This window comes from Nostoc sp. (assembly GCF_054880495.1).
In genome coordinates, this window is sequence record NZ_JBTYKD010000050.1 from 1 (window position 1) to 19,191 (window position 19,191).

The 19,191-nt window shown below is 41.5% G+C and carries 21 protein-coding genes and 1 pseudogene; 4 read left to right on the forward strand and 18 right to left on the reverse strand.

Annotation, left to right across the window (positions count from 1 at the left end):
* Together ACYTXL_RS05535 and ctaD are read right to left on the reverse strand one after the other, a co-directional pair.
* Positions 1-187 (reverse strand): annotated as a pseudogene (locus ACYTXL_RS05535) (hypothetical protein); the annotation flags it as partial.
* Positions 135-1,826, reverse strand: a complete 1,692-nt coding sequence (gene ctaD / locus ACYTXL_RS05540; RefSeq protein WP_461923828.1) for a cytochrome c oxidase subunit I — start codon at positions 1,824-1,826, stop codon at positions 135-137. The gene ctaD and the pseudogene ACYTXL_RS05535, both read right to left, overlap by 53 nt.
* Positions 1,827-2,040: 214 nt before the next feature.
* On the opposite strand from ctaD, the gene ACYTXL_RS05545 reads away from it, so the two are divergent.
* Entirely contained in the window at positions 2,041-2,190 is a 150-nt protein-coding gene (locus tag ACYTXL_RS05545; RefSeq protein WP_461923829.1) for a hypothetical protein, read from the forward strand.
* Here ACYTXL_RS05545 and ACYTXL_RS05550 read toward each other — a convergent pair whose 3' ends face one another.
* Positions 2,191-3,192: a cytochrome c oxidase subunit II gene (locus ACYTXL_RS05550; RefSeq protein WP_461923830.1), complete on the reverse strand. Its 1,002-nt coding sequence runs from the start codon at positions 3,190-3,192 to the stop codon at positions 2,191-2,193. It abuts the gene before it with no gap.
* 728 nt (positions 3,193-3,920) lie between these two features.
* The gene (fdxB, locus tag ACYTXL_RS05555) at positions 3,921-4,214 is read right to left on the reverse strand and encodes a ferredoxin III, nif-specific (protein ID WP_300423816.1); all 294 of its coding nucleotides are present in this window, start codon (positions 4,212-4,214) and stop codon (positions 3,921-3,923) included.
* 1,182 nt (positions 4,215-5,396) lie between these two features.
* Here fdxB and ACYTXL_RS05560 point away from each other — a divergent pair.
* A complete protein-coding gene (locus ACYTXL_RS05560) occupies positions 5,397-6,986 on the forward strand; it encodes a helix-turn-helix domain-containing protein (RefSeq protein ID WP_461923831.1) in 1,590 nt (529 codons plus the stop codon).
* A gap of 167 nt (positions 6,987-7,153) precedes the next feature.
* Here the strand turns inward: ACYTXL_RS05560 and ACYTXL_RS05565 are convergent, their stop codons facing one another.
* Entirely contained in the window at positions 7,154-8,131 is a 978-nt protein-coding gene (locus tag ACYTXL_RS05565) for a sucrase ferredoxin (protein WP_461923832.1), read from the reverse strand.
* A gap of 963 nt (positions 8,132-9,094) precedes the next feature.
* Between ACYTXL_RS05565 and ACYTXL_RS05570 the strand changes: the two genes are divergently transcribed.
* A complete protein-coding gene (locus ACYTXL_RS05570; RefSeq protein ID WP_461923845.1) occupies positions 9,095-9,847 on the forward strand; it encodes a Mut7-C RNAse domain-containing protein in 753 nt (250 codons plus the stop codon).
* Between the two features lie 146 nt (positions 9,848-9,993).
* On the opposite strand, the gene ACYTXL_RS05575 is transcribed toward ACYTXL_RS05570, so the two are convergent.
* Positions 9,994-10,215, reverse strand: a complete 222-nt coding sequence (locus tag ACYTXL_RS05575; protein ID WP_461923833.1) for a hypothetical protein — start codon at positions 10,213-10,215, stop codon at positions 9,994-9,996.
* A 111-nt stretch (positions 10,216-10,326) separates the two neighbouring features.
* Here ACYTXL_RS05575 and ACYTXL_RS05580 point away from each other — a divergent pair, with 111 nt between their 5' ends.
* Positions 10,327-11,334 carry an ROK family protein gene (locus ACYTXL_RS05580; protein WP_461923834.1) on the forward strand — a complete coding sequence of 336 codons (1,008 nt, stop codon included), beginning with the start codon at positions 10,327-10,329 and terminating at the stop codon, positions 11,332-11,334.
* Here the strand turns inward: ACYTXL_RS05580 and mazF are convergent.
* From mazF to ACYTXL_RS05640, 12 genes are all read right to left on the reverse strand, one after another.
* Entirely contained in the window at positions 11,300-11,656 is a 357-nt protein-coding gene (gene mazF / locus ACYTXL_RS05585) for an endoribonuclease MazF (RefSeq protein ID WP_461923835.1), read from the reverse strand. The genes ACYTXL_RS05580 and mazF overlap by 35 nt on opposite strands.
* Positions 11,643-11,879 carry an AbrB/MazE/SpoVT family DNA-binding domain-containing protein gene (locus ACYTXL_RS05590; RefSeq protein ID WP_461923836.1) on the reverse strand — a complete coding sequence of 79 codons (237 nt, stop codon included), beginning with the start codon at positions 11,877-11,879 and terminating at the stop codon, positions 11,643-11,645. The genes mazF and ACYTXL_RS05590 overlap by 14 nt, the downstream gene beginning before the upstream one ends.
* A gap of 39 nt (positions 11,880-11,918) precedes the next feature.
* On the reverse strand, positions 11,919-12,506 hold the full coding sequence (locus ACYTXL_RS05595; protein ID WP_461923837.1) for a Uma2 family endonuclease: 588 nt from the start codon (positions 12,504-12,506) through the stop codon (positions 11,919-11,921).
* Between the two features lie 52 nt (positions 12,507-12,558).
* The gene (gene proB / locus ACYTXL_RS05600) at positions 12,559-13,668 is read right to left on the reverse strand and encodes a glutamate 5-kinase (RefSeq protein ID WP_461923838.1); all 1,110 of its coding nucleotides are present in this window, start codon (positions 13,666-13,668) and stop codon (positions 12,559-12,561) included.
* Positions 13,665-13,814 (reverse strand): hypothetical protein, encoded by a 150-nt coding sequence (locus tag ACYTXL_RS05605; RefSeq protein WP_461923839.1) that lies wholly within the window; start codon positions 13,812-13,814, stop codon positions 13,665-13,667. The genes proB and ACYTXL_RS05605 overlap by 4 nt, the downstream gene beginning before the upstream one ends.
* A gap of 227 nt (positions 13,815-14,041) precedes the next feature.
* Positions 14,042-14,581: a YqeG family HAD IIIA-type phosphatase gene (locus ACYTXL_RS05610; RefSeq protein WP_461923840.1), complete on the reverse strand. Its 540-nt coding sequence runs from the start codon at positions 14,579-14,581 to the stop codon at positions 14,042-14,044.
* Positions 14,582-14,634: 53 nt separating this feature from the next.
* Complete coding sequence (locus ACYTXL_RS05615) at positions 14,635-15,261, reverse strand: hypothetical protein (RefSeq protein WP_461923841.1); 627 nt, start codon at positions 15,259-15,261, stop codon at positions 14,635-14,637.
* A gap of 236 nt (positions 15,262-15,497) precedes the next feature.
* A complete protein-coding gene (locus ACYTXL_RS05620; protein ID WP_292802070.1) occupies positions 15,498-16,070 on the reverse strand; it encodes a DUF3727 domain-containing protein in 573 nt (190 codons plus the stop codon).
* Between the two features lie 142 nt (positions 16,071-16,212).
* A complete protein-coding gene (gene ruvX / locus ACYTXL_RS05625) occupies positions 16,213-16,689 on the reverse strand; it encodes a Holliday junction resolvase RuvX (RefSeq protein ID WP_461923842.1) in 477 nt (158 codons plus the stop codon).
* Between the two features lies 1 nt (position 16,690).
* Positions 16,691-17,947, reverse strand: coding sequence for a GNAT family N-acetyltransferase (locus ACYTXL_RS05630; protein WP_461923843.1), 1,257 nt, complete (start codon positions 17,945-17,947; stop codon positions 16,691-16,693).
* Between the two features lie 543 nt (positions 17,948-18,490).
* The gene (locus ACYTXL_RS05635) at positions 18,491-18,697 is read right to left on the reverse strand and encodes a hypothetical protein (protein ID WP_335236940.1); all 207 of its coding nucleotides are present in this window, start codon (positions 18,695-18,697) and stop codon (positions 18,491-18,493) included.
* A 143-nt stretch (positions 18,698-18,840) separates the two neighbouring features.
* The coding region (locus ACYTXL_RS05640; protein WP_461923844.1) for a hypothetical protein at positions 18,841-19,191 on the reverse strand (351 nt) is incomplete at its 5' end.

Genomic DNA, 19,191 nt, shown 5'->3' on the forward strand with positions numbered 1-19,191 from the left:
TTAATGCATCGGCTTGCATTGTTAATGCATCGGCTTGCATTGTTAATGCATCGGCTTGCATTGTTAATGCGTTGACTTGCATTGTTAATGCATCGGCTTGCATTAAAAACGCTACGCTTTTACGCAAAGCTGTACTAAGTACTAACTTCCGGCGTTGCAGATGGCTGTATTTCAGTGCTATGAGCATGACCGTAGTCATAAGGCCCATGAGTGACAACCGGCAACACTTCCCAGTTTTCAATTGCGGGTGGTGAGCTAGTTGTCCATTCTAAAGTCAAAGCTTGCCAAGGATTATCACCTGCCAAGGGACCTTTAAGCCAACTGTAGATCATGTTGATGGCAAAAGGAATTACTGATATCCCCAAAACAAATGAACCAAAGGTACAAATCTGATTGAGGTCGATAAATTGGGGGTCATACATTGCCACTCGTCGGGGCATTCCTTTTAAACCCAACTCGTGCATGGGTAAAAAGGTCAGATTAGTGCCGATGAAAGTAAGGGCAAAATGAACGCGTCCCCAGGTTTCATTTAGCATTCTTCCGGTAATTTTGGGGAACCAGTGATAAATACCGGCGTAGATGCCAAACACGGAACCGCCAAACAGAACGTAGTGAAAATGTCCGACAACATAATATGTGTCGTGGACGTGAACATCAAAGGGGGCTGTTCCCATCGTCACACCGCTTAAGCCGCCCATGACAAACATCGATAACAAACCAATGGCGAAAAGCATCGCACTGGTAAAGCGGATTTTACCACCCCAGAGGGTAGCAACCCAAGCAAAAATCTTCACGCCCGTCGGAACTGCAACTATGAGCGTAGAGATAGTGAAGAAGATCCGCATCCAACCGGGTGTACCACTGGTAAACATGTGGTGTACCCAGACAAACAAACCCACAACGCAGATTGCTACACTAGAATAAGCGATCGCTTTATAACCAAAGATGGGCTTGCGGGAGTGAACTGGAATTACCTCCGACATGATGCCGAAGATCGGCAGAATCATTAAATATACTGCCGGGTGGGAATAAAACCAGAATAAGTGTTGATAAATTACAACGTTACCGCCTGCATCTGGTTTAAAGAAGGAGGTGCCAAAGTTGAGGTCAAACAACAGCAGAACTAAACCGGCTGCTAATACAGGTGTGGAGAAAAGTGCCAGCAGGGAGGTTGCCAAGATTGCCCAGCAAAACAGGGGTACTTGATCCCATTTCATGCTGGGAACCTTCATCATCAAAATGGTGATCACAAAGTTCAGCGAACCCAAAATTGAAGAAGTTCCCACCAAAACGATCGCCAGTATCCACATAGTTTGAGCGATGGGTGCTGTCACCAAACTCAATGGTGGGTAAGCTGTCCAACCAGATTGCGAACCGCCAAAAATGAAACTACCTAATATCAGTAATCCTGCTGGTGGATTTAACCAAAAGGCGATCGCGTTTAGCTTCGGGAAAGCCATATCCCTAGCACCAACCATCAATGGCACCAAATAGTTACCAAATCCCCCAATAGCGCTAGGGACAATCCACAGGAAGATCATGATCGTCCCGTGATTGGTCATGAAAGCGTTATACAGATTGGGGTCGAGGAAGTCTGCATCTGGTGTTGCTAATTCGACACGCACAGCGATCGCCATTAGTCCGCCGATGAGATAGAATACAAACGCTGTCACTAGGTATTGAATACCAATAACCTTGTGGTCAACATTAAATGTAAAATAGTCCTGCCATTTCCACGCCTGCGGATGGGAGGTGTGGCCAGTCACCAGAGTTTCCGGTTTATTTTCTTCTGGTGGAGTATTCCGGGGAAATTCTACCTGCGTCATATTTTTGTCCTACCCTACGGGAAGCCGCCCTCCGGGCGTCTATGTCGTTTTTCATTTGTCATTTGTCCTTTATCATTTGTCAGTTATATAATGTCGCCCATAGTAAAAGCACCCCAGCCAAAGTTGCGCTTTTGCTCCCCTCCTCGCTTGCGGGGAGGGGTTGGGGGTGGGGTTCTTCTTAATAATGGTTAATTGAGCGGACATAATATTACTAATGACCAATGCTTCTCTACGAGAGGCTGCACTTCTCTACGAGACGCTGCGCGTAGTTTGCTTCTCCGGAGGAGTACGGCAAGGCTCAGTGACCACGCCAACGGCTTCTCTACGAGACGCTGCGCGAACGCTCAGTACAAGCGACCAATGACTAATGACTAATGACCAATGACTTTAGAGTTACTGCACTAATTCCCAGATCATGGGTGTGGGGCGCGAGAAACTCTGATGTTGATAAATCGGCTGGATTAATTGCAACAACTTGATTTAGGTTTTGCTGTTGAGCAATTTGATTTTCTGTCCGCCAGTTATTATATTCTTCTGGTGTGTGAACAATTACCTGTGTCCGCATTGAACCGTGATAACCACCGCATAACTCAGCACAAACTACGGGATATGTACCTGGTTTGGTGGCGACAAATCGTAGTTCGGTAGGGATACCGGGAAGTGCATCTTGTTTCAGGCGGAAATTTGGCACCCAGAATGAGTGAATTACATCTTGTGCTGAAAGGTTGAGTTGGACATCAGCACCGACGGGTATGTGCAATTCCCCAGAGGTAATGCCACTATCGGGATAATTAAATATCCAGGCATACTGTATTCCTTTGACATCAACAACTAAGTCGGCTGGTTTGTCTAGGGTTTGAGGAGACGCGCCAATCCCAATTGTCGGGGCGATTGTTGGGGCAATTGATGGAGCAGTTGTTGCTTGGGAAGTATCGCTTAATGTCGCTGCCAGAGCGGTTCCCGGCATCTGAGCAACATGTGCTGCTGAATGAGGATGACTGGCAGGCTCAAAACCTCCCATTCGGTTAAAAACATCTACACTGTAGATGCCCAAAGCGAGGACAATCACTGTTGGGATTGCTGTCCAAAAGATTTCTAAGGAAACGTTGCCTTCTACTAATGCGCCATCGGTATCGTCACCCGGACGGCGACGAAACTGAATCAAAAAAAGCACAATAGTTCCTTCTACCACTAAGAAGAGTGCGATCGCAATGGTAAACATGACGTTAAAAAAACCGTCTACCAAAGGCGCTTGTAACGATGCTTGCACCGGCATGAGAGTGTGGTTTTGACCAATCCAAATGCTGATTGCTGTAACTACTATCCCAGCAACCAGGGTCCATAGTGAAACAGGAACTTGTTGCATACATGCTACCTGCTTTGTAAACCGTCTTTAAACGTGTGATTCTCTGGGTTTTGGGAATTCGGCACTTGTACTGAGCGTTCGCGTAGCGTGTCGTAGAGAAGTCGTTGGCGCAGCCTCTCGTAGAGAAGTATTGGGCATTGGGCATTGGTTATTTCTCCCTCATCTCCCCCATTCCCTTTTCACTTATTAACTTTCTAACGTGCAGCCATAAAAAATGGGGGAAACTTCCAGATTTTTTCCATATCTTTCCCCCATAAAATTACAAATTATATTTCAACTCCTATGACAAAGTTAGCCCCCTGCTTTCAGAAAAGCTAGTTGTTCCAAGAGGGCACTGTTAGACTCAGGGCTATTTTGTTCTAGACATAAACCGCCCAGAAGTAAAGTTTCTCTCTTATAGCTAAAGTCCGTTTTAACGGACTATAATCTTTTCTCACTCGTCTAAAGACGAATGAGTGCTATTAGACTCAGAATTTATTCTGAGGCGGGCTAGATGAGAATGAAATAGCACTGTTGTTAGCTCTAATATTGATTAGGCTATATTAGCAGCAAGTTTAAATTTGTTAATAGCTAACATTTAGCGATTTACGGATTTGTTTACTGTGAACCTTTTATTAGTTACGGTAAATATTTAGTCTTCCCCTCAAGTTACCTTGCCTAGCGCATTTGCGCTTTATACAAACAGTGCTCCCTTGAATGAACAACAATTTTGACTAACTTTAAAAACCTTAATTGTTTAATGCAACATGGGTGTAGCAGTTCTTGGGACAAATCCGTGAACACGCTTCACAACCAATACAGTTATCTGGAGAAGTAACTGCCATTACTTTCCGTTCAATTTCTTCATCATCTTCATCTTCTACAAATTCCCCTTCTTCATTCAGCGCCTTCAAACCTAGCACATTGTATCCGCATACTTTAACGCATCTGCCACAGCCGATACATTTGTCCTTGTCAATTTCCTGAGCAAATTTTGGTGTCCAAGTCTTACCGCCAAATGTCAAACCTGTTAGTTGTGCCATGAATAAATCCTCGGCAATTTTGCCTGTAAATCTGTTTGTGCATTAATCATCATACTATCCTAATATTTTCTATTTTTGGTATTAAAAAATTACTTTTACATCATCAAATTTCGATGACTTTGAACACAATGCAAAATTATTTTTTATTTCAATTTATAGATGAACATTATTGCCAATAATATGTTTTCCTCGTTCCCATGCACAGCATAGGAACGCATTCATTGAGTCTCTGACTCAAGTTATAACTAGCAGCCCCTAAGAGGATGTTTTAAAAGTCCTATTGTAGGTAGCAAAACGTTCTAGATCCCCCGATCAATTGGGGGAATTGATCTGGGTTCCCCCCTTTTTAAGGGGGGCTAAGGGGGATCATTAAGTGCCTAAAATCACAGCCAAACACTTTTAAAACAGGCTCTAATCAGCCATTTCCATGCTCTGCATAGGAACGAGAGAAGGAAAAATTGGGGTAAAGCCTCGTGTAGATGCAGTTTTATTATTTCCAGCAAGTGCAACTATATCTATAACAATGATGATATTGATTTTCAAATATTTTTAGGTTTAGGCAAATAAATCTAGACTAACAGTATACATATATACAAAATTAGATGCTCATTAGTTACAATTTGATATATGCAATATGTATTTTATCAAGCAACAATTTTAAATTTATTTAATTCAAATATTTAGATAAATCGTGACAAAATAAATATGATGATTTCACCTCATCAAACATAATCAATTTATGAAGAAACTGTAAACTTCATGGCAGAATATTACCCTACATTAAATATTAAAATTATTAATAAATCAGGTGAAGTCCAATTGCAATAGTCAAAATTTGTTCTTAAAAATGCCTTGAGTAAGGTTTTATGGTCAAATCTAAAATGTTCATTAAGTACCTAATAAAATAAATGTTAAGATTTTTTTCTAAGCTCAGTACGAACAAATTAATCATTTTTTTCATGAAATGTATAGTTAATAAGAAGTTTTCTTAGACTCAGTTTTAAAGCCTTAAATATCTTCCAATTAGATACGAAGTCAAAATATGGATGTGGGGAGTGAGTGTGGTGAGAAAAGATGATTCTCGCCAGAAAGATAATGTGGTAGCGAGTCATGAATAAACAGGACTCATCCAGGGGAGACCTGAGACAGACATCTCAACGATTAGAGTGGGAAAAGAGCCTTATGCCTTATACAATTCCTAACAACAGTTGCGTTGGATGTGACAACTGCCGCCCCCAATGTCCTACGGGTGCAATCAAAATAGAGAACAATGAATACTGGGTTGATCCTGGTCTTTGTAATAATTGTGAGGGCTATTATCCAGAGCCGCAATGTGTAATAGCTTGTCCAACTAATTCTCCGATTCCTTGGCAGGCGAAAAAGGGGAGATGCAAAGTTGAACCGAGAGATGCTACTAGCTTAGACTTGTTTTCTAACGGCAAGAATAACCCATTTGCTTCAGCGATCGCTATTTGGGAAGCTTGTAATGTATTGGCACAACGCACATCCCTACATTGGGAAAATGATGAAGACGGCTATTTATGTTACAGCCGACAAGTCAACCAAGGCCGAGGTGCGATCGCCTTTCACATCCAAGATCCATTCAAAGTTAACGACAAGGCCACAGATTTGGCAGCAATTGAGGGGCTTGACATCAGAGCCGCTTGCATACATCTGATTTTTGCAGCTTATGCCACAGCCTTAGATCAACCTTGCGAACAAGAATTTGCGATCGATGAGCGACAAATCGAGAAATATTTGGGGATGGAAAAACGCAAAGATTTGAGCAAAGCTGCCAAGCTAGCTTTAATGAAAAATATCGTTCAGCAAGCTTGCTCACTGATTATCTCCATTGATTGGCCTCAACAAGGTCGAATTAACGGATTCTCTATTACAGGGAGCCGCTTATGGCACTTAGTAGATATTCAACACCACTTTCAAGAAGACAATCTTGGATGCAAATATCTTATTGGGTTAACTTTTAAAGTAAAAGCAGGTTTATGGGCAAAATATTTCTTAAACAAACAAGCATGTAAAGAGCGAACCGCATTCTATCAATACGGCAGTCTTCCCAAAACGCTGTTAACCACAGTCATGAGTATTTGGCAGCAACATGAAGGCGCAGTCCGACTAATGCTGTGGTTGTTGTTTAAAACCAAAATGGGCAAAGAACAACGCATCACCATTCCTACCTTGCTGCGTATTGCTTACGGTGAAGAAAAAGTCGCCCTTGCATCCAGACAACGGGAAGAACGCAAACGTCTGCTGCGAACTTTTGAAAGCGATTTGGAAATTATCCATCATTATGGAATGAAACCAATTTTCGATCCAGTTACCTATCCATTAGAAATTCAACCTTTGTGGGCGAAATTAGTTGATCTTCCCGAAGATCCAGATGAAGCATTAGAATTTTGGACTAATGACGGTGGTGCTGAAACTCGTATCACAGACACAGGCCCCCGTGGGAAGTGGAATCTGCTAATGAATGCGCGAATTTTGGCTTTTGAACTCCCACCAGAATGGGAACAGCAAATCTCAGAATCGGAAAAAAAGAAAACAAGAACTGCTAAAGCCAAAAGGAAGCCTAAAACTACAAACGATTTGCTAGGTGAACAGATTTTGCAAGCGCGAAAAAATTTGAATCTCTCTCAAAGAGAGTTGGCAAAACTCACAGGTAAAAGCCAAAGCTGGATTCGAGATATCGAAAATGGTCGTTTAAAAGCCAAATTAGAAGACCAAATACTGTTACGGAAAGTCTTAAATATGGCTTAATCTCGATTCAGGATTGGGAATTTAAACGCATAGGCGCTTCCCTTTGCGTGACGGCAGTCGCTATAACGGGGAGCCACCCCCTTGCGGAGGTTTCCTCCGTTGGGGGGAGTGGCGTGGGAAAATACGCAACGCGCTACCTCCCCTCTGCGTTTAAAAACGCTACAGTTTTATGTACTATAACTCATCATCTTACTAGAGGTAATCCAGACACTAGCTACAGCATATTTAGTAACTACCAACTCTCGTGTAGCATTGCATGAACTCTTTAGTTGTTGAGTCTTGGTTGGATCTTTGACAAGTTTAGCCTGGTAAGTATAGAGAGAACCAGAAGGTTGCTCAAAACTTAGTTCAGCGAGAATAGTATTGTTGTCTAAACTTTGCTCCAAAATTTTGCCTGCAACTTTGTAGTTAAACCAATCCCATCCGTTGCGGAGGATTAGTTCTCTTTCCAAAATCTGAAGTGCAGCAGGCAGAATTCCCCAACCTCTATAGACTTTATTTAAGCATTGAATATCGCCAGTACGGTTCAGAATTGATTTGAATGAATCTTGATCGAGAACACCATAATATCTTCCTTCTGGCAAGTCTATAACTGTTGGTGCAAACCGATGTCCCCCAAAGTGTGATGATTTCCAAATTCGCACATTATCCAAGCATAAATCAGCAGTAATCGCTGTTACTTTGAAGTAAAAGGGAGCGCCATATCTGGCACAACACTTATCATGGCTACCGTGGGTACAGACTAAAATATCTCTAGTTGTACTAGTTTCCACCTCAAAATTAGCACTGATACCCGATAAACATTTTTGGACAACTGCTGCTACTTGCTCAATATTTCCTAGTTTAAACTCTTGCTTGCAGAAACCATTACTTAGTCCTTCTTTTTTTTGATAAATTAAAAGCGTAGTCTGGTTTACTTTGTGTGATAGATCATTAGCAATTAAGAGGAATATAATTGGTAGTTTAGCACGCTTCATTTCTTGTACCAAAATCCTCAAATTCTCTGGCACCCACTTGGAACTAAAGGCTTCTGATGTCCAAGGTAGAGGACACTCAACTAAAATATAGGTTTGGTAATTGGTGGCACTACCAATAACATCTTCTCCTGCTTGCCGTGAATAGTCAGAACAAAAAACAGTATTCATCTAGCTATACTCATGAGCGTATTTTCTGGACAAAAGGTATTAGAAACTACAATTGTGTTTTTAACTACAATATCCTTAATTCAAGGAGATAAAAAAGAACAATATGTATTTCGCAGTTCAAACTAAGTAGCCATTTTATAACATCATTTCTGATCAACCTCTTCCTTGTTAATAAATTCTCCCCAATAAAGATAAATAGTGTCAAGAGATATTTTTTCGTAGTAGTGGAATTAATTTTGTATCGAGTTTTATTGTTATCTAGTATTTCATAAATTTTCGCTTGCCGAAACTCGGATTTTCTGAAGTTGCTTTTTTTCGCAGCTAGTTACAAATTCTGTTTTTACAGATAAAGATATAATCCTGTATCGTTATTGTGAGGAATATATTTCTCAAGGTAGATGCGTCAACATTTAACCAACGGTATAAGTTTGCCAAAGCCAATACTGTTTTAAGACTTCTTCCACACTCTCTGCTTTTCATGTATCTATCGAATCTATACATATTGCAAATAATTCTCAATTAGTTGAGAAAAAATAAAAATAATAAAATCAGGGGTAAATGCTTTACTGCCCCTTAGTCCATGCGCGATAAGTTAATCTTCAAAACTAGTGACTAATTATTAGCTGCGTCACTGACATCAACATTAACAAACTTGGTATTTAGCTTTTTACCTAATTTAACTTTCTGAAGCTTATGTCAGGGTTTGATGATAGGCATCTTCCTTGACTGTAGCTGAAGTCAATCATAAATGCAAGTATTTGATAATCTTTATTAATCCTTTACAATTTATAGCCTTCAAGAGGTTGGTTAAATCAAGCTTAACGCGCATTTTATAATGGAGATAACTGACTAGAACAAGCATTGATACTTTCAATATAATAGACAAAGTTTTGCAATTGTGACAAATTGTTGTCACTATGGTAGCACAGCTGTGTGCGCCTACTAATCCAAATATCTGTGGCTATGGCGATCGCATATTTCTACTTCCATGCAGAATTGAACTATTTTTTACCACGGCATCATCAGCAGGTAAGAATATCTCATTTTTTTGAGGAGAAAGCCTCAATTAAGGACATGATTGAGTCCTTGGGTGTCCCTCATCCAGAAGTTGATCTGATTAATGTTAATGGTGAATATGTAAATTTTTCTTACATTGTTTCGGATGGAGATAGTATTAATGTTTATCCAATTTCAGCTAGAAGTGTTATTATACCAAGCGTTTCTGTTCTGCCAAAACCGCTTAGTATTATCCGCTTTGTTTTAGATATTCATTTGGGCAAGCTAGCGACATCTCTACGACTTTTAGGTTTTGATACTTTATACCGCAATGACTACGAGGATGAGAAATTAGCCCAAATATCCTCCAACCAAGCACGGATTCTCTTGACTCGTGATCAGGGTCTATTGATGCGTAGTTTGGTAACACATGGGTATTACGTTAGAAACACTAACCCTCAACAACAAATCATAGAAGTACTGCAACGATTTGACTTGTTTCAATTAATCTCACCATTTAAACGGTGTTTGCGTTGCAATGGATTATTAGAACTTGTAGAGAAGCAATCGATTATTGATCAAGTGCCAGAAAAGGTGCGATTGCAGATTGATCAATTCCAGCGTTGTCAAGACTGCGATCGCATTTATTGGAAAGGTTCCCATTATGAGCGATTACAACAGTTTATTGATGGAGTACTTAACTCACAAAGAGATGAGTAAGTTAGGAATAAGAATTAAATAACATCTAATTTATCTCCCTGGCTTACCTCACCCTCAATCCCTCTCCTTATAAAGGAGAGCGAGGCTAGAGACAGGATAAAATTTTCCATTTTATTTAATCTACGTTCCTTAGTAATGATCATTATTTATCCACCTGAAAAATTGGCGCTAATTATTGGACTATCCCCAATTTTTGGATCTTCATCTTCGCCATTGAAATCATCAGGAGTGGGGTTTTGCTTCCTCTGTCCGCTAACTTCTTCAGGTTCAATGGGATCTGCCTCTTGAGCTTTATTGATATCAATAGACTGAGGAGGTTCTTTGGCGTGAGATAAATCAATAACTGGTTTTGGTTGCTCGGTAGTCATAAGTTGCTAAATCATCTAGTTTTCTCTAGTGTTAAATGTATCTTGATCGCAAACATCTTTCCTGAGAGAGAAACCTTACCTTGTGATGGTATAAAAGGAGCATAAAAGACTGTGGCATTTATCCTAGCTCTCGATTTTGGCGGAACTAAACTGGCGGCGGCGACTGTAAATATTGGTTCTAGAAAGTGGTTGGGTTATGAACGTCGTCTCTCGCCAGGGAGTGCTGATGCTAGCACTGATTTGGAAATTATGCGATCGCTCATTTACTCGCTGCTGCATGACACAAAACCTGCTGCGATCGGTGTCAGCTTTGGGGGACCAGTGGACGCTTCCACAGGGACGGTGCGACTATCTCATCATGTCGCTGGATGGGAAAATATTCCCCTCAAAGGTTTGTTGGAGGAGGAGTTTGGTGTTCCTGTTGGTTTAGATAATGATGCTAACGTTGCTGCTTTGGGTGAACATCGTTTTGGTGCCGGTCAGGGATACGATAGCCTATTTTATATAACTGTTAGCACTGGTGTGGGTGGTGGTTGGATACTCAACGGTAAGCCTTGGCGGGGTGCTGGTGGGATGGCTGGCGAAATTGGACATATCGTTGTCGATCCTGCTGGGCCAATTTGTTTATGTGGTAAGCGGGGATGTGTAGAACGTTTGGCATCGGGGCCTTATATGGCGCAAAATGTTAGGGAAATTTTGGAAAAGGTAGACGCCCTAGCGGCTTCCCGGAGGGTACTGCCAAGACGCCAACGAGGAGAGGTTTTAAGGCGTTTGGTAGGGGATAATTTAGAGTTGCTGACGGGGCAGTTAGTGAGTGAAGCTGCGGCGGCTGGTGATGATTTGGCTAAGGAAGTTTTGCACAAGGCTGCTTGGGCGCTGGGTGTGGGTATTGGTAATGTGGCGAACTTGATGAATCCGCAGCGCTTTGTGTTGGGAGGTGGTGTGATGAAGGCGGGGGAGGATTTTTGGCGGGTTGTGCGTCAGGTGGCGCGGGAGACGGCTTTGCTAGAAGTTGATTTTGAAATCGTGCCGGCGGTGCTGGGTGATGATGCGCCGTTGTGGGGGGCGGTGGCGATCGCTTCTATTATGGTAGAGGCATTAAAGTTCTCAGTAGAGTAATTACCTCAACTGTGACTTCATCTGGTGCTTTGCAAGCAAACTCGGCTTTTCTTTCTTGCCAATCGAAAGACTTCACCTGGTCTGCCAGCACTACTCCTGATACTGCTAAACCTTCTGAAACAGGTACTTCAAAAGGATATCCCTTGACTTTCGTAGTAATTGGACATACCAAGGCCAATCCAACTCGACGATTATATTTAAGTGGTGAGATCACAAGAGCAGGACGCCTACCTGCTTGCTCATGTCCAATTTGAGGCGTGAAGTTTATCCAAATAATATCGCCCTGTTTCGGTATGTATAATTCAGAATCAGAATATTTCATGACCTACAGGCTTTCCACTGTCAATTTCACCATGTAAATTATCCGGTATTACTCGTGACAGTAGTTCATCGAGGTCATGTACTTTTTCACTTAAGCAAGGTAAGTTGCCCGTAATGCTTTGCAATGCTAAGGATTCTATAGATTGACCAGTTAACTCAGCAAGATGATGCAATTGTTCAAACAGAGATTCTGAAATTTCTAACGTCAGCTTTTGGTTAGTCATCTTTGGACAGATTTGATTATTGTTTTCTTTAACCTACTATCATTGTTGAATATTTTGGCGAAACTCTCTAATCGCTTCTAAGGAAGACGACAATAAAAGACAACGATTGAGCAGGGATAAATCTAATTTTGGGAATAACTCACTTTTAACAACTTTTTCATATTCTTGTTCTCGTAAACAGTAAACCTCAAATGTGCCATCTTCCCAAAACCAAACTTCCGGGACTTGCATCAATTTGTACTTTTGTAATTTGATGGGACTACCGCTAGTAATCACGACTTCAATGCACAAGTCTGGTACAGGTTTGTCCGTTCCAAAGCAATAAGATAAATCTGCTTGATATTCTACTATCTTGGGAATAATCTGGCTAAAACTACCACTGGGGAAAAATTCAATCCCCTTGACTTCAAAGTAAGTAATAAGTAGTCCAGCAATTAAACACTTAATCACCTCATGAGGTTTACCAATAGTTACAATTTCTAAAATTCCCTCACAATAAAACAACCGCACCCCTGATACATTTTCAAAGCTAGCTTGAATCGCTTTGAACTTTTCCCAACTTAACCCACGTCGAAAGAAGCGTTGTTCTTCTGGTAAGTTAACAGCATTTTCTAACGTTTGAGTCATAATATTTTTTACTCTCCCAGTTAGTAGTCACGAAATTTATCTTATTTTCATCTTAAGTCAAAACCAAATTATCTCGGTGAATTACGGTTTCCGCACCGGCATAACCTAAAATTGTCGGAATTTCCCGCGAATGTAACCCGCGAATCTTTTGCAGTTGATCGCTGTTGTAATTCACAAGTCCTCTAGCAATTTCGTTACCGTTGGTGTCACATAATTGCACAGCGTCCTGGGTGTCAAACTCTCCTTCTAATGTCTTAATTCCAGCCGCTAATAACGATTTTCCCGCTAGAGAAATTGCCGCGATCGCACCTGAATCTAAATACAATTTACCCGCAGGTACAAGTCCGTAAGCTATCCAACGTTTACGCGCCGAAGTTGGTTCAGGTTGCGGTTCAAAATGCGTTCCAATAAGTTCACCTTGGATAATTTTTTCGATATTCCGCGGAAATCGCCCTTGAGTAATTACGGTACGCACTCCAGCCGCGATCGCAATCCTCGCAGCCGAAATTTTTGTCACCATACCACCAGTACCCCACTGAGAACCTTGGGAACCTGTTTGTATTTGTAATTCTGCTAATTCCTTAATGCTACTAACTAGAGCGATCGGCCGTGCATCTGGTACGGAACGGGGATCAGCTGAGTACAACCGATCGACATCGGTAAGCAAAAATAGCCAATCTGCTTCTACTAGGCTGGCAACCAATGCCGAAAGGGTATCATTATCACCAAATTTTAGTTCGTCTATTGCTACAGTATCATTTTCATTGACTATGGGGATCACTCCCAGTCCCAATAGTTCCTGAAAGGTGTTGTAAGCGTTAAGATAGCGGCTGCGCTGTACTAAGTCGCTGCGAGTCAATAATACTTGGGCGATCGCCTGTTGCAGAGTACTAAATAAATCATCGTATATACGGATTAACCTGCCTTGTCCAACTGCTGCTACAGCCTGTTTTAGTGCGATCGCCTTGGGACGTTCAGTTAAGCCCAATCGCGCACAACCCACCCCCACAGCCCCAGAAGAAACCAAAATCACCCGATGTCCTTGGCGTCTTAAATGGCAGAGTGTTTCCGCCAAGGTAGCGATGGTAGAAAGTGCTAATTGTCCCGTTTCTGGTTGGGTTAGGCTAGAAGTGCCGATTTTGACAACAATTGTTTTAGTCATTGGTCACTTGTACTGAGCGTTCGCGTAGCGTCTGGTAGAGAAGCCGTTGGCGTGGTCACTGAGCCTTGCCGTACTCCGCAGGAGTTGCAAGCTACGCGCAGCGTCTGGTAGAGAAGTGCAGCCTCTCGTAGAGAAGTATTGGTCATTAGTCATTCTCGGCTATTAACAAATGACAAATGACAAAGCACTAAAGAAATTGTAAAGCGCCAATCCCTCTATAGTGAAGGCTGACGCTCTACGGATGTATATTTACTTAGTATGGCTTGGGGTCTTTTTTGGCTGATCCCATCTTATTAATACTTATGATCCCCGATTTTTGGCTGACAATAAGATTCCTTAATCATTTCTTTAGATTTACTTTCCTGACGATTTCTCAAGTTTTGTGAATCTTAGTTTTCTTGGGAGTAATAGAGGCTCCTAAGATTTCTGATATCCAAACTTCAAAGTTGCGTACTGGATGAGAGCGCAGAGCTGCATCTGCATGAACAATCGGTTCGACTAAAATTGTAAACATCCCCAGGCGATTACCTGCTAAAACATCGGTAAACAAGCGATCGCCTACCATCCCCACTTGATGCACTGGTAGATCCATTCCCCTAAGTGCAGCCCTAATTTTGCGTCGGGAAGGCTTGGCTGCACCCAAATAGTAAGGTAGATTGAGCGATCGCGCAATTCCACCAATTCGCGCTTCACTCAGGTTATTACTCACCAAGCACAATCTAGTACAGGTGCGAATTTGCTCCACCCACTGCCGTAGTTCTGGGGAAGCCATCCCGACTGTAAAGGGTACTAAAGTTTCATCTACATCCAATACCAGCCCTTTAAGCCCGTATTTTTGGATAATATCTGGTGTTAGGTTCAACACTGAACCCTCTAAAATCAAGTCAGGCTGTAAAAGATTGTTCCAAGTCATAGTCAACAGTCAAATGTAGATAGGTCAAACAAATGAGCATAACCTAATATAGTTTAGTTAGTCGAACTCCATCCTGGGATATCTCCCTGAACACTTTGAGATAAAATTCCTAAAATCTTATCTATTTCTTTGATGTAATAATTACTTAAATCAATAAATATATTGTTTTCTTCTAACTTCAAAAACTTCCAAATATCCCCCGTTGTTACCGCGCCGTAAATTATCCTAATTTCATTTCCTTCTTGTTGATTAAACAATTGTGCTGCCAACATTGCGGCTGCACATTGACCTAATCCACCTTTAATATTTTCATTTTTGGCTTCAATAATAACCACCACAGGCACATTAATTGTTAGTTGCTCTTTAGAACGACTGATGATAAAGTCACAATAGCCATTCAGTCCGTTTCCTGCATCTACATTAAAGTCTGTTCCCGAAAATAAACTAATTGGATAATTAGCCCTGCGTCTTACCTCCAACAATATCGGAGTAATAATCATTTCCGAACGAGCTTTTTCAGTATTAATTGCTAAAGCCAGTTCTGTAGTTTCTTCTAAAGAATTTTTGAGTTTCTCACTTGCCTGTAAAGGTTCTATGTCGGCACATAAATCAGTTTCTTCATCAATGCGGATGCTGAATGACTTTTTAAATTTACTTAATGTAAAGTCACTATAAGCCATTTTCAGCACCTCATAGCAATTTTGGATTTTGAATTTTGAATTTTAGATTGAAAATCTTTACCAAAGTCTTTTTTCCAGAATCTCAAACAATATTAATAGTCCCAATTTAGTGTCAATGTTTCATTGCTTCGACATTTAATGGGACATGGCAAAAGGTTTAAGTAAATTTTGATTACAATTAAAAATTCCCAATTAAAAAATTCAAAATTAAAATGTTACATTTTGAATTTTTAATCTTATTCCACCTCATTAAAAAGATGTTCCTCTAACAGAGGTTGCACTTTGCGAAACTCCTCTGGAGAGAGTAATTCCGGTTGACCTGTTTTAGCTATCCGTGCAAAAAACAACAGGGGATCGAGGGGTGTATAAATTGCATACTCCTGATCTTCATCATAGAAGCTAGCAAGTAGCTGTAATTGCTCAGGTTCTAAATCTGCCTCTTCATCTTCAATTTCTAAAGTGAAGAGTTCTGATTCTTCAACTGGCGGTAAATCACCTGCAACTGTCAAAGCATAGGCTGTGTTCTTCAATATCAGGTTCTGCTCAGATAGTACCGCTTGAGCAGTGGCAAAAATTTGCTCAATAGTGCTGTCATCTTCTACCAGAACCGCTTCTTCTTCCTCACCCTCACCTTCCCAAGAAAAAATTTCTACAGGTGAGTCTACAGGAAGAAGTAAAACATATTCTTGCCCATCTACCTCCAGGGAATGCTCTATATAACATTCGAGCGATCGCCCTTTGTCATCGGTTAAAGTGATGGAACCCGCATGAGCGTTATCATTTTCTTCAGGAAATGGAGAGGGAAACATAGCCGAAATGTAGAAATTTAATAAATACCAGCAAGTTTGAAAATCGCTTAACTATCTTAATCACATCTTATGTTAATCAAATAGCTTTACACGTAGATCCAACTGCTGGCTAATCGTTTTCAGAATATCATGTTAAAAGGTATCAATATTCAATAGCCGCCACTGAACTGCGGGAATTGGCACGCTTAACATCCAGCCATTGTTGTAAAATTAAAGCGGCTGCCTTGCGGTCAATCAAACCTTTATGGCGTGACGGGGAGCGGTTTTCAGCTATCAGCAGTTGCTCTGCTTGAAATGAAGTTAATCGCTCATCCATATATTCCACAGGCAGTTTCAGTGCTTTAGCAAGTCTTATAGTAAATTTTTGAACTTGACGCGCCTGAAATCCTAGTGAGCCATCCATTGAATAAGGTAAGCCCATAACTAGAATTTGCACCTCGCGTTCATTAACTATTTCTCGGATTTGCTCGACATCGCGCTCAAAAGATATGCGCTCAATTGTGGTGATCCCCGTGGCAATTAAACCCGTGCGATCGCACCCAGCTACACCAATCCGCTTGCGACCGAAATCCAGTCCCAACGCTGAAATAAACAGTTTTGCTTGCTCTGGGTATATCACACTAATTCTCCTGCTGTGCATCTGCTGATTCCGAAATCGGCAATGCTTCCATGCTAGGGTTTTTTACCGGAAAGTTAATCGCTTCTGACTTGCTTGGCAGTGGTTTCTCTGACGATGGCAACTTTGCTGGTTGTATCCATGACATCCCACCTGGTATAGGTTTACGTGCCGGTTGTAAACCTTGCAGCATATCAGTCCACTGAATTCCTTCTAAGGAGACGAATTTAGACTCCCGTAGCTTGTGCCACACAGAACGAGACATGATTAATGTATGTTCTATGCGTTTTGCTCCAATTCGTTCCAAATACTCTTCTCGCTCTGCCTGATAGTCTGAGGAAGCTAGTTGCAACCCTTGCTGGGGAAAATCTTGGGCAATCCGAGCCAATTGAGATAGTAATTCTGGATACAGCCAAGTGTAAGCAGGATGAACTGTCAGTGTTGCAGCGTGGGGGACTTCACCCTTACGGTCAAGTTGCACCTGAAAATAGCCGATTGCAGCTTTGCGTTGGGGTTCAAATACGTAACCACTGACTACTTCTGCTTTGGTCAGCCATTGCGTCACTGCATCAGTTAAAGCGCCGAACAAACTGGTTTTAAAGTCGCGGGTATTGCGGTCAAAAACCTGACGTACTAGAGGTGGCATAGATGCCGTATCTAGTTGATATAGCAACTGGGCATCAGCATTACTTACTGGTAAGAGGTTGGGCAAATCTGGCTCTGCTTGTGCCAATTCAACCAATAATTCTGGGCCAATTTCCCAGTATGTCATTTCTGCCAGACGCTGGAATCCATTTTGTCGATATAGTGCCAGCGCCTCAATGTCATTGATATTAACTTCCAATAGCCAAGTGCGAGCTTCTAAAATCGATTCAAAGCAATGACGCAAAAGTTGCGAACCAATTCCTTGTTTATCGACACCACGCTCTAACAGCACTTGATCAATCCGCCAAGTGCTGCGTGTCCGGTTAAACGGTGACACTTGAATCATCCCTAGAAGCATCCGCCCTTGCTCTGCTATGTAGGCACAGAGGCGATACTGGAGCGGGTTAGGAAACCAACTCAAAAATTTGAGTAATCCATACCAGCGACGCAGCCTTTGCATCTGGCTGATCGCAAGACCTGCTCCTTGGGGAGTCAGGGCTGCGAATGACTCTTGAGTTATGCGCTCAATCCCGTCCAGATCCCGGTATTGGACTGGTCGGATAACAACGCTGAGGTTTCGGGGAAGTAATGAAGTCATTTTAATTCGAGCCGCCATTTAGCTTTCACTAACTGATCTTCAAAGGAACTGATGCAATAATACTAACTACTTTCTGCCGCTTCTAATAATCTCTGCAAATCTAGCAATAGAAGAAAATCTGCACAAACGGAACGAATCGCGGTTTATGTTCTGCCTATATCAAGCGTCCTACGACGAAGCCCATAGTCAGCTTGACCTGATATTCCCAGTTAGAGATCATCAATTCAGATGAAGGACTTTAGGTATTATGTTTTTTGAAGATTAGTTCGTGTTAAGTATTTGTTTGGTTTTCACACCAACTAAGCTTTGACATCCCGCACTAATCAAGCGTAATCTTATTCTACAGTAGAGGCCTACTTGTATAACCAGAATTACCTATTTTCTTTTCTAGATAAATCTATGTATTAGGGTAACAGTGTTTTGCCCTTTACTATTGCGCCAAAAGGGTAATTGGAGTAACTTAAATACTTAAAAAAGCAGACCTTGTGAGAACACCATTGGCATTGACCCAACAACATCTGCCTTTATTTTATTTGAATTTTGATTAAAATTTGTATATATTTATAACCCTTGTCGAGAGACTAGCTTTTCAAAGTGGGCTTGGGTTTGATGGAGTAATTGATGGCGACTATCTACTACTGTTTGTTTCAGGGTTGGAACAAGATTGCGAGCTTGCAGAGTCATGTGAAGTTGCAGGTTGGCGACATATTCACTGAAATCTTGATTCACTTGATCTGCGCCCGCATTCGTTAATAAATTTGATTCCATTGCCACTGTGTTCTCCTGTGTTAATCCTGTGCTGTCTCTCTTCATGACCAAAATTATCACGTTGTTTGGACTAACTTCGGAATTTGCAATGAAGTTTAACGCTTTTTCGGAATAGCGATCGCTATCAGGTTTTCATCTGCCCATTAAAATCTCAAACCAATACCACCTTGTAGGGAGACAGCTGTACCACTACTATCACGATAAGCATCAAAAGCGATGATCGCGTTGCCAAAAAGGACAGTATTGCTATTTGGGATCATATAATCAATGCCCGGTTGTAAAGCAAAACTAATTTTATCACCCACAGGAGAAGATCCACCACCACCAGCCAACACTAACCCAGCACCCAGGTATGCATCAGCTTGCCAGTTGAGGGGGAAATCGTAGGAAACCGTTGGCACAACTGCCGTATTATTACCAATTAACACTTGGGCGCGGAGTGAAATTGGTGCTTCCAAAAGCTTGTAGCGTCCCGCTATCACCCCTCCGAGTTG

Coding starts and splice junctions, on each gene's coding strand:
- ACYTXL_RS05635 (WP_335236940.1), bottom strand. CDS start 18,697: ATGGAATCAAATTTATTAACGAATGCGGGCGCAGATCAAGTGAATCAA.
- fdxB (WP_300423816.1), bottom strand. CDS start 4,214: ATGGCACAACTAACAGGTTTGACATTTGGCGGTAAGACTTGGACACCA.
- ACYTXL_RS05570 (WP_461923845.1), top strand. CDS start 9,095: ATGGCGATCGCATATTTCTACTTCCATGCAGAATTGAACTATTTTTTA.
- ACYTXL_RS05615 (WP_461923841.1), bottom strand. CDS start 15,261: ATGGCTTATAGTGACTTTACATTAAGTAAATTTAAAAAGTCATTCAGC.
- ACYTXL_RS05605 (WP_461923839.1), bottom strand. CDS start 13,814: ATGACCAATACTTCTCTACGAGAGGCTGCACTTCTCTACCAGACGCTG.
- ACYTXL_RS05560 (WP_461923831.1), top strand. CDS start 5,397: ATGCCTTATACAATTCCTAACAACAGTTGCGTTGGATGTGACAACTGC.
- ACYTXL_RS05610 (WP_461923840.1), bottom strand. CDS start 14,581: ATGACTTGGAACAATCTTTTACAGCCTGACTTGATTTTAGAGGGTTCA.
- ACYTXL_RS05590 (WP_461923836.1), bottom strand. CDS start 11,879: ATGACTAACCAAAAGCTGACGTTAGAAATTTCAGAATCTCTGTTTGAA.
- ACYTXL_RS05630 (WP_461923843.1), bottom strand. CDS start 17,947: ATGGCGGCTCGAATTAAAATGACTTCATTACTTCCCCGAAACCTCAGC.
- ACYTXL_RS05545 (WP_461923829.1), top strand. CDS start 2,041: ATGACCAATGCTTCTCTACGAGAGGCTGCACTTCTCTACGAGACGCTG.
- ACYTXL_RS05620 (WP_292802070.1), bottom strand. CDS start 16,070: ATGTTTCCCTCTCCATTTCCTGAAGAAAATGATAACGCTCATGCGGGT.
- ACYTXL_RS05550 (WP_461923830.1), bottom strand. CDS start 3,192: ATGCAACAAGTTCCTGTTTCACTATGGACCCTGGTTGCTGGGATAGTA.
- ctaD (WP_461923828.1), bottom strand. CDS start 1,826: ATGACGCAGGTAGAATTTCCCCGGAATACTCCACCAGAAGAAAATAAA.
- ACYTXL_RS05575 (WP_461923833.1), bottom strand. CDS start 10,215: ATGACTACCGAGCAACCAAAACCAGTTATTGATTTATCTCACGCCAAA.
- mazF (WP_461923835.1), bottom strand. CDS start 11,656: ATGAAATATTCTGATTCTGAATTATACATACCGAAACAGGGCGATATT.
- proB (WP_461923838.1), bottom strand. CDS start 13,668: ATGACTAAAACAATTGTTGTCAAAATCGGCACTTCTAGCCTAACCCAA.
- ACYTXL_RS05565 (WP_461923832.1), bottom strand. CDS start 8,131: ATGAATACTGTTTTTTGTTCTGACTATTCACGGCAAGCAGGAGAAGAT.
- ACYTXL_RS05595 (WP_461923837.1), bottom strand. CDS start 12,506: ATGACTCAAACGTTAGAAAATGCTGTTAACTTACCAGAAGAACAACGC.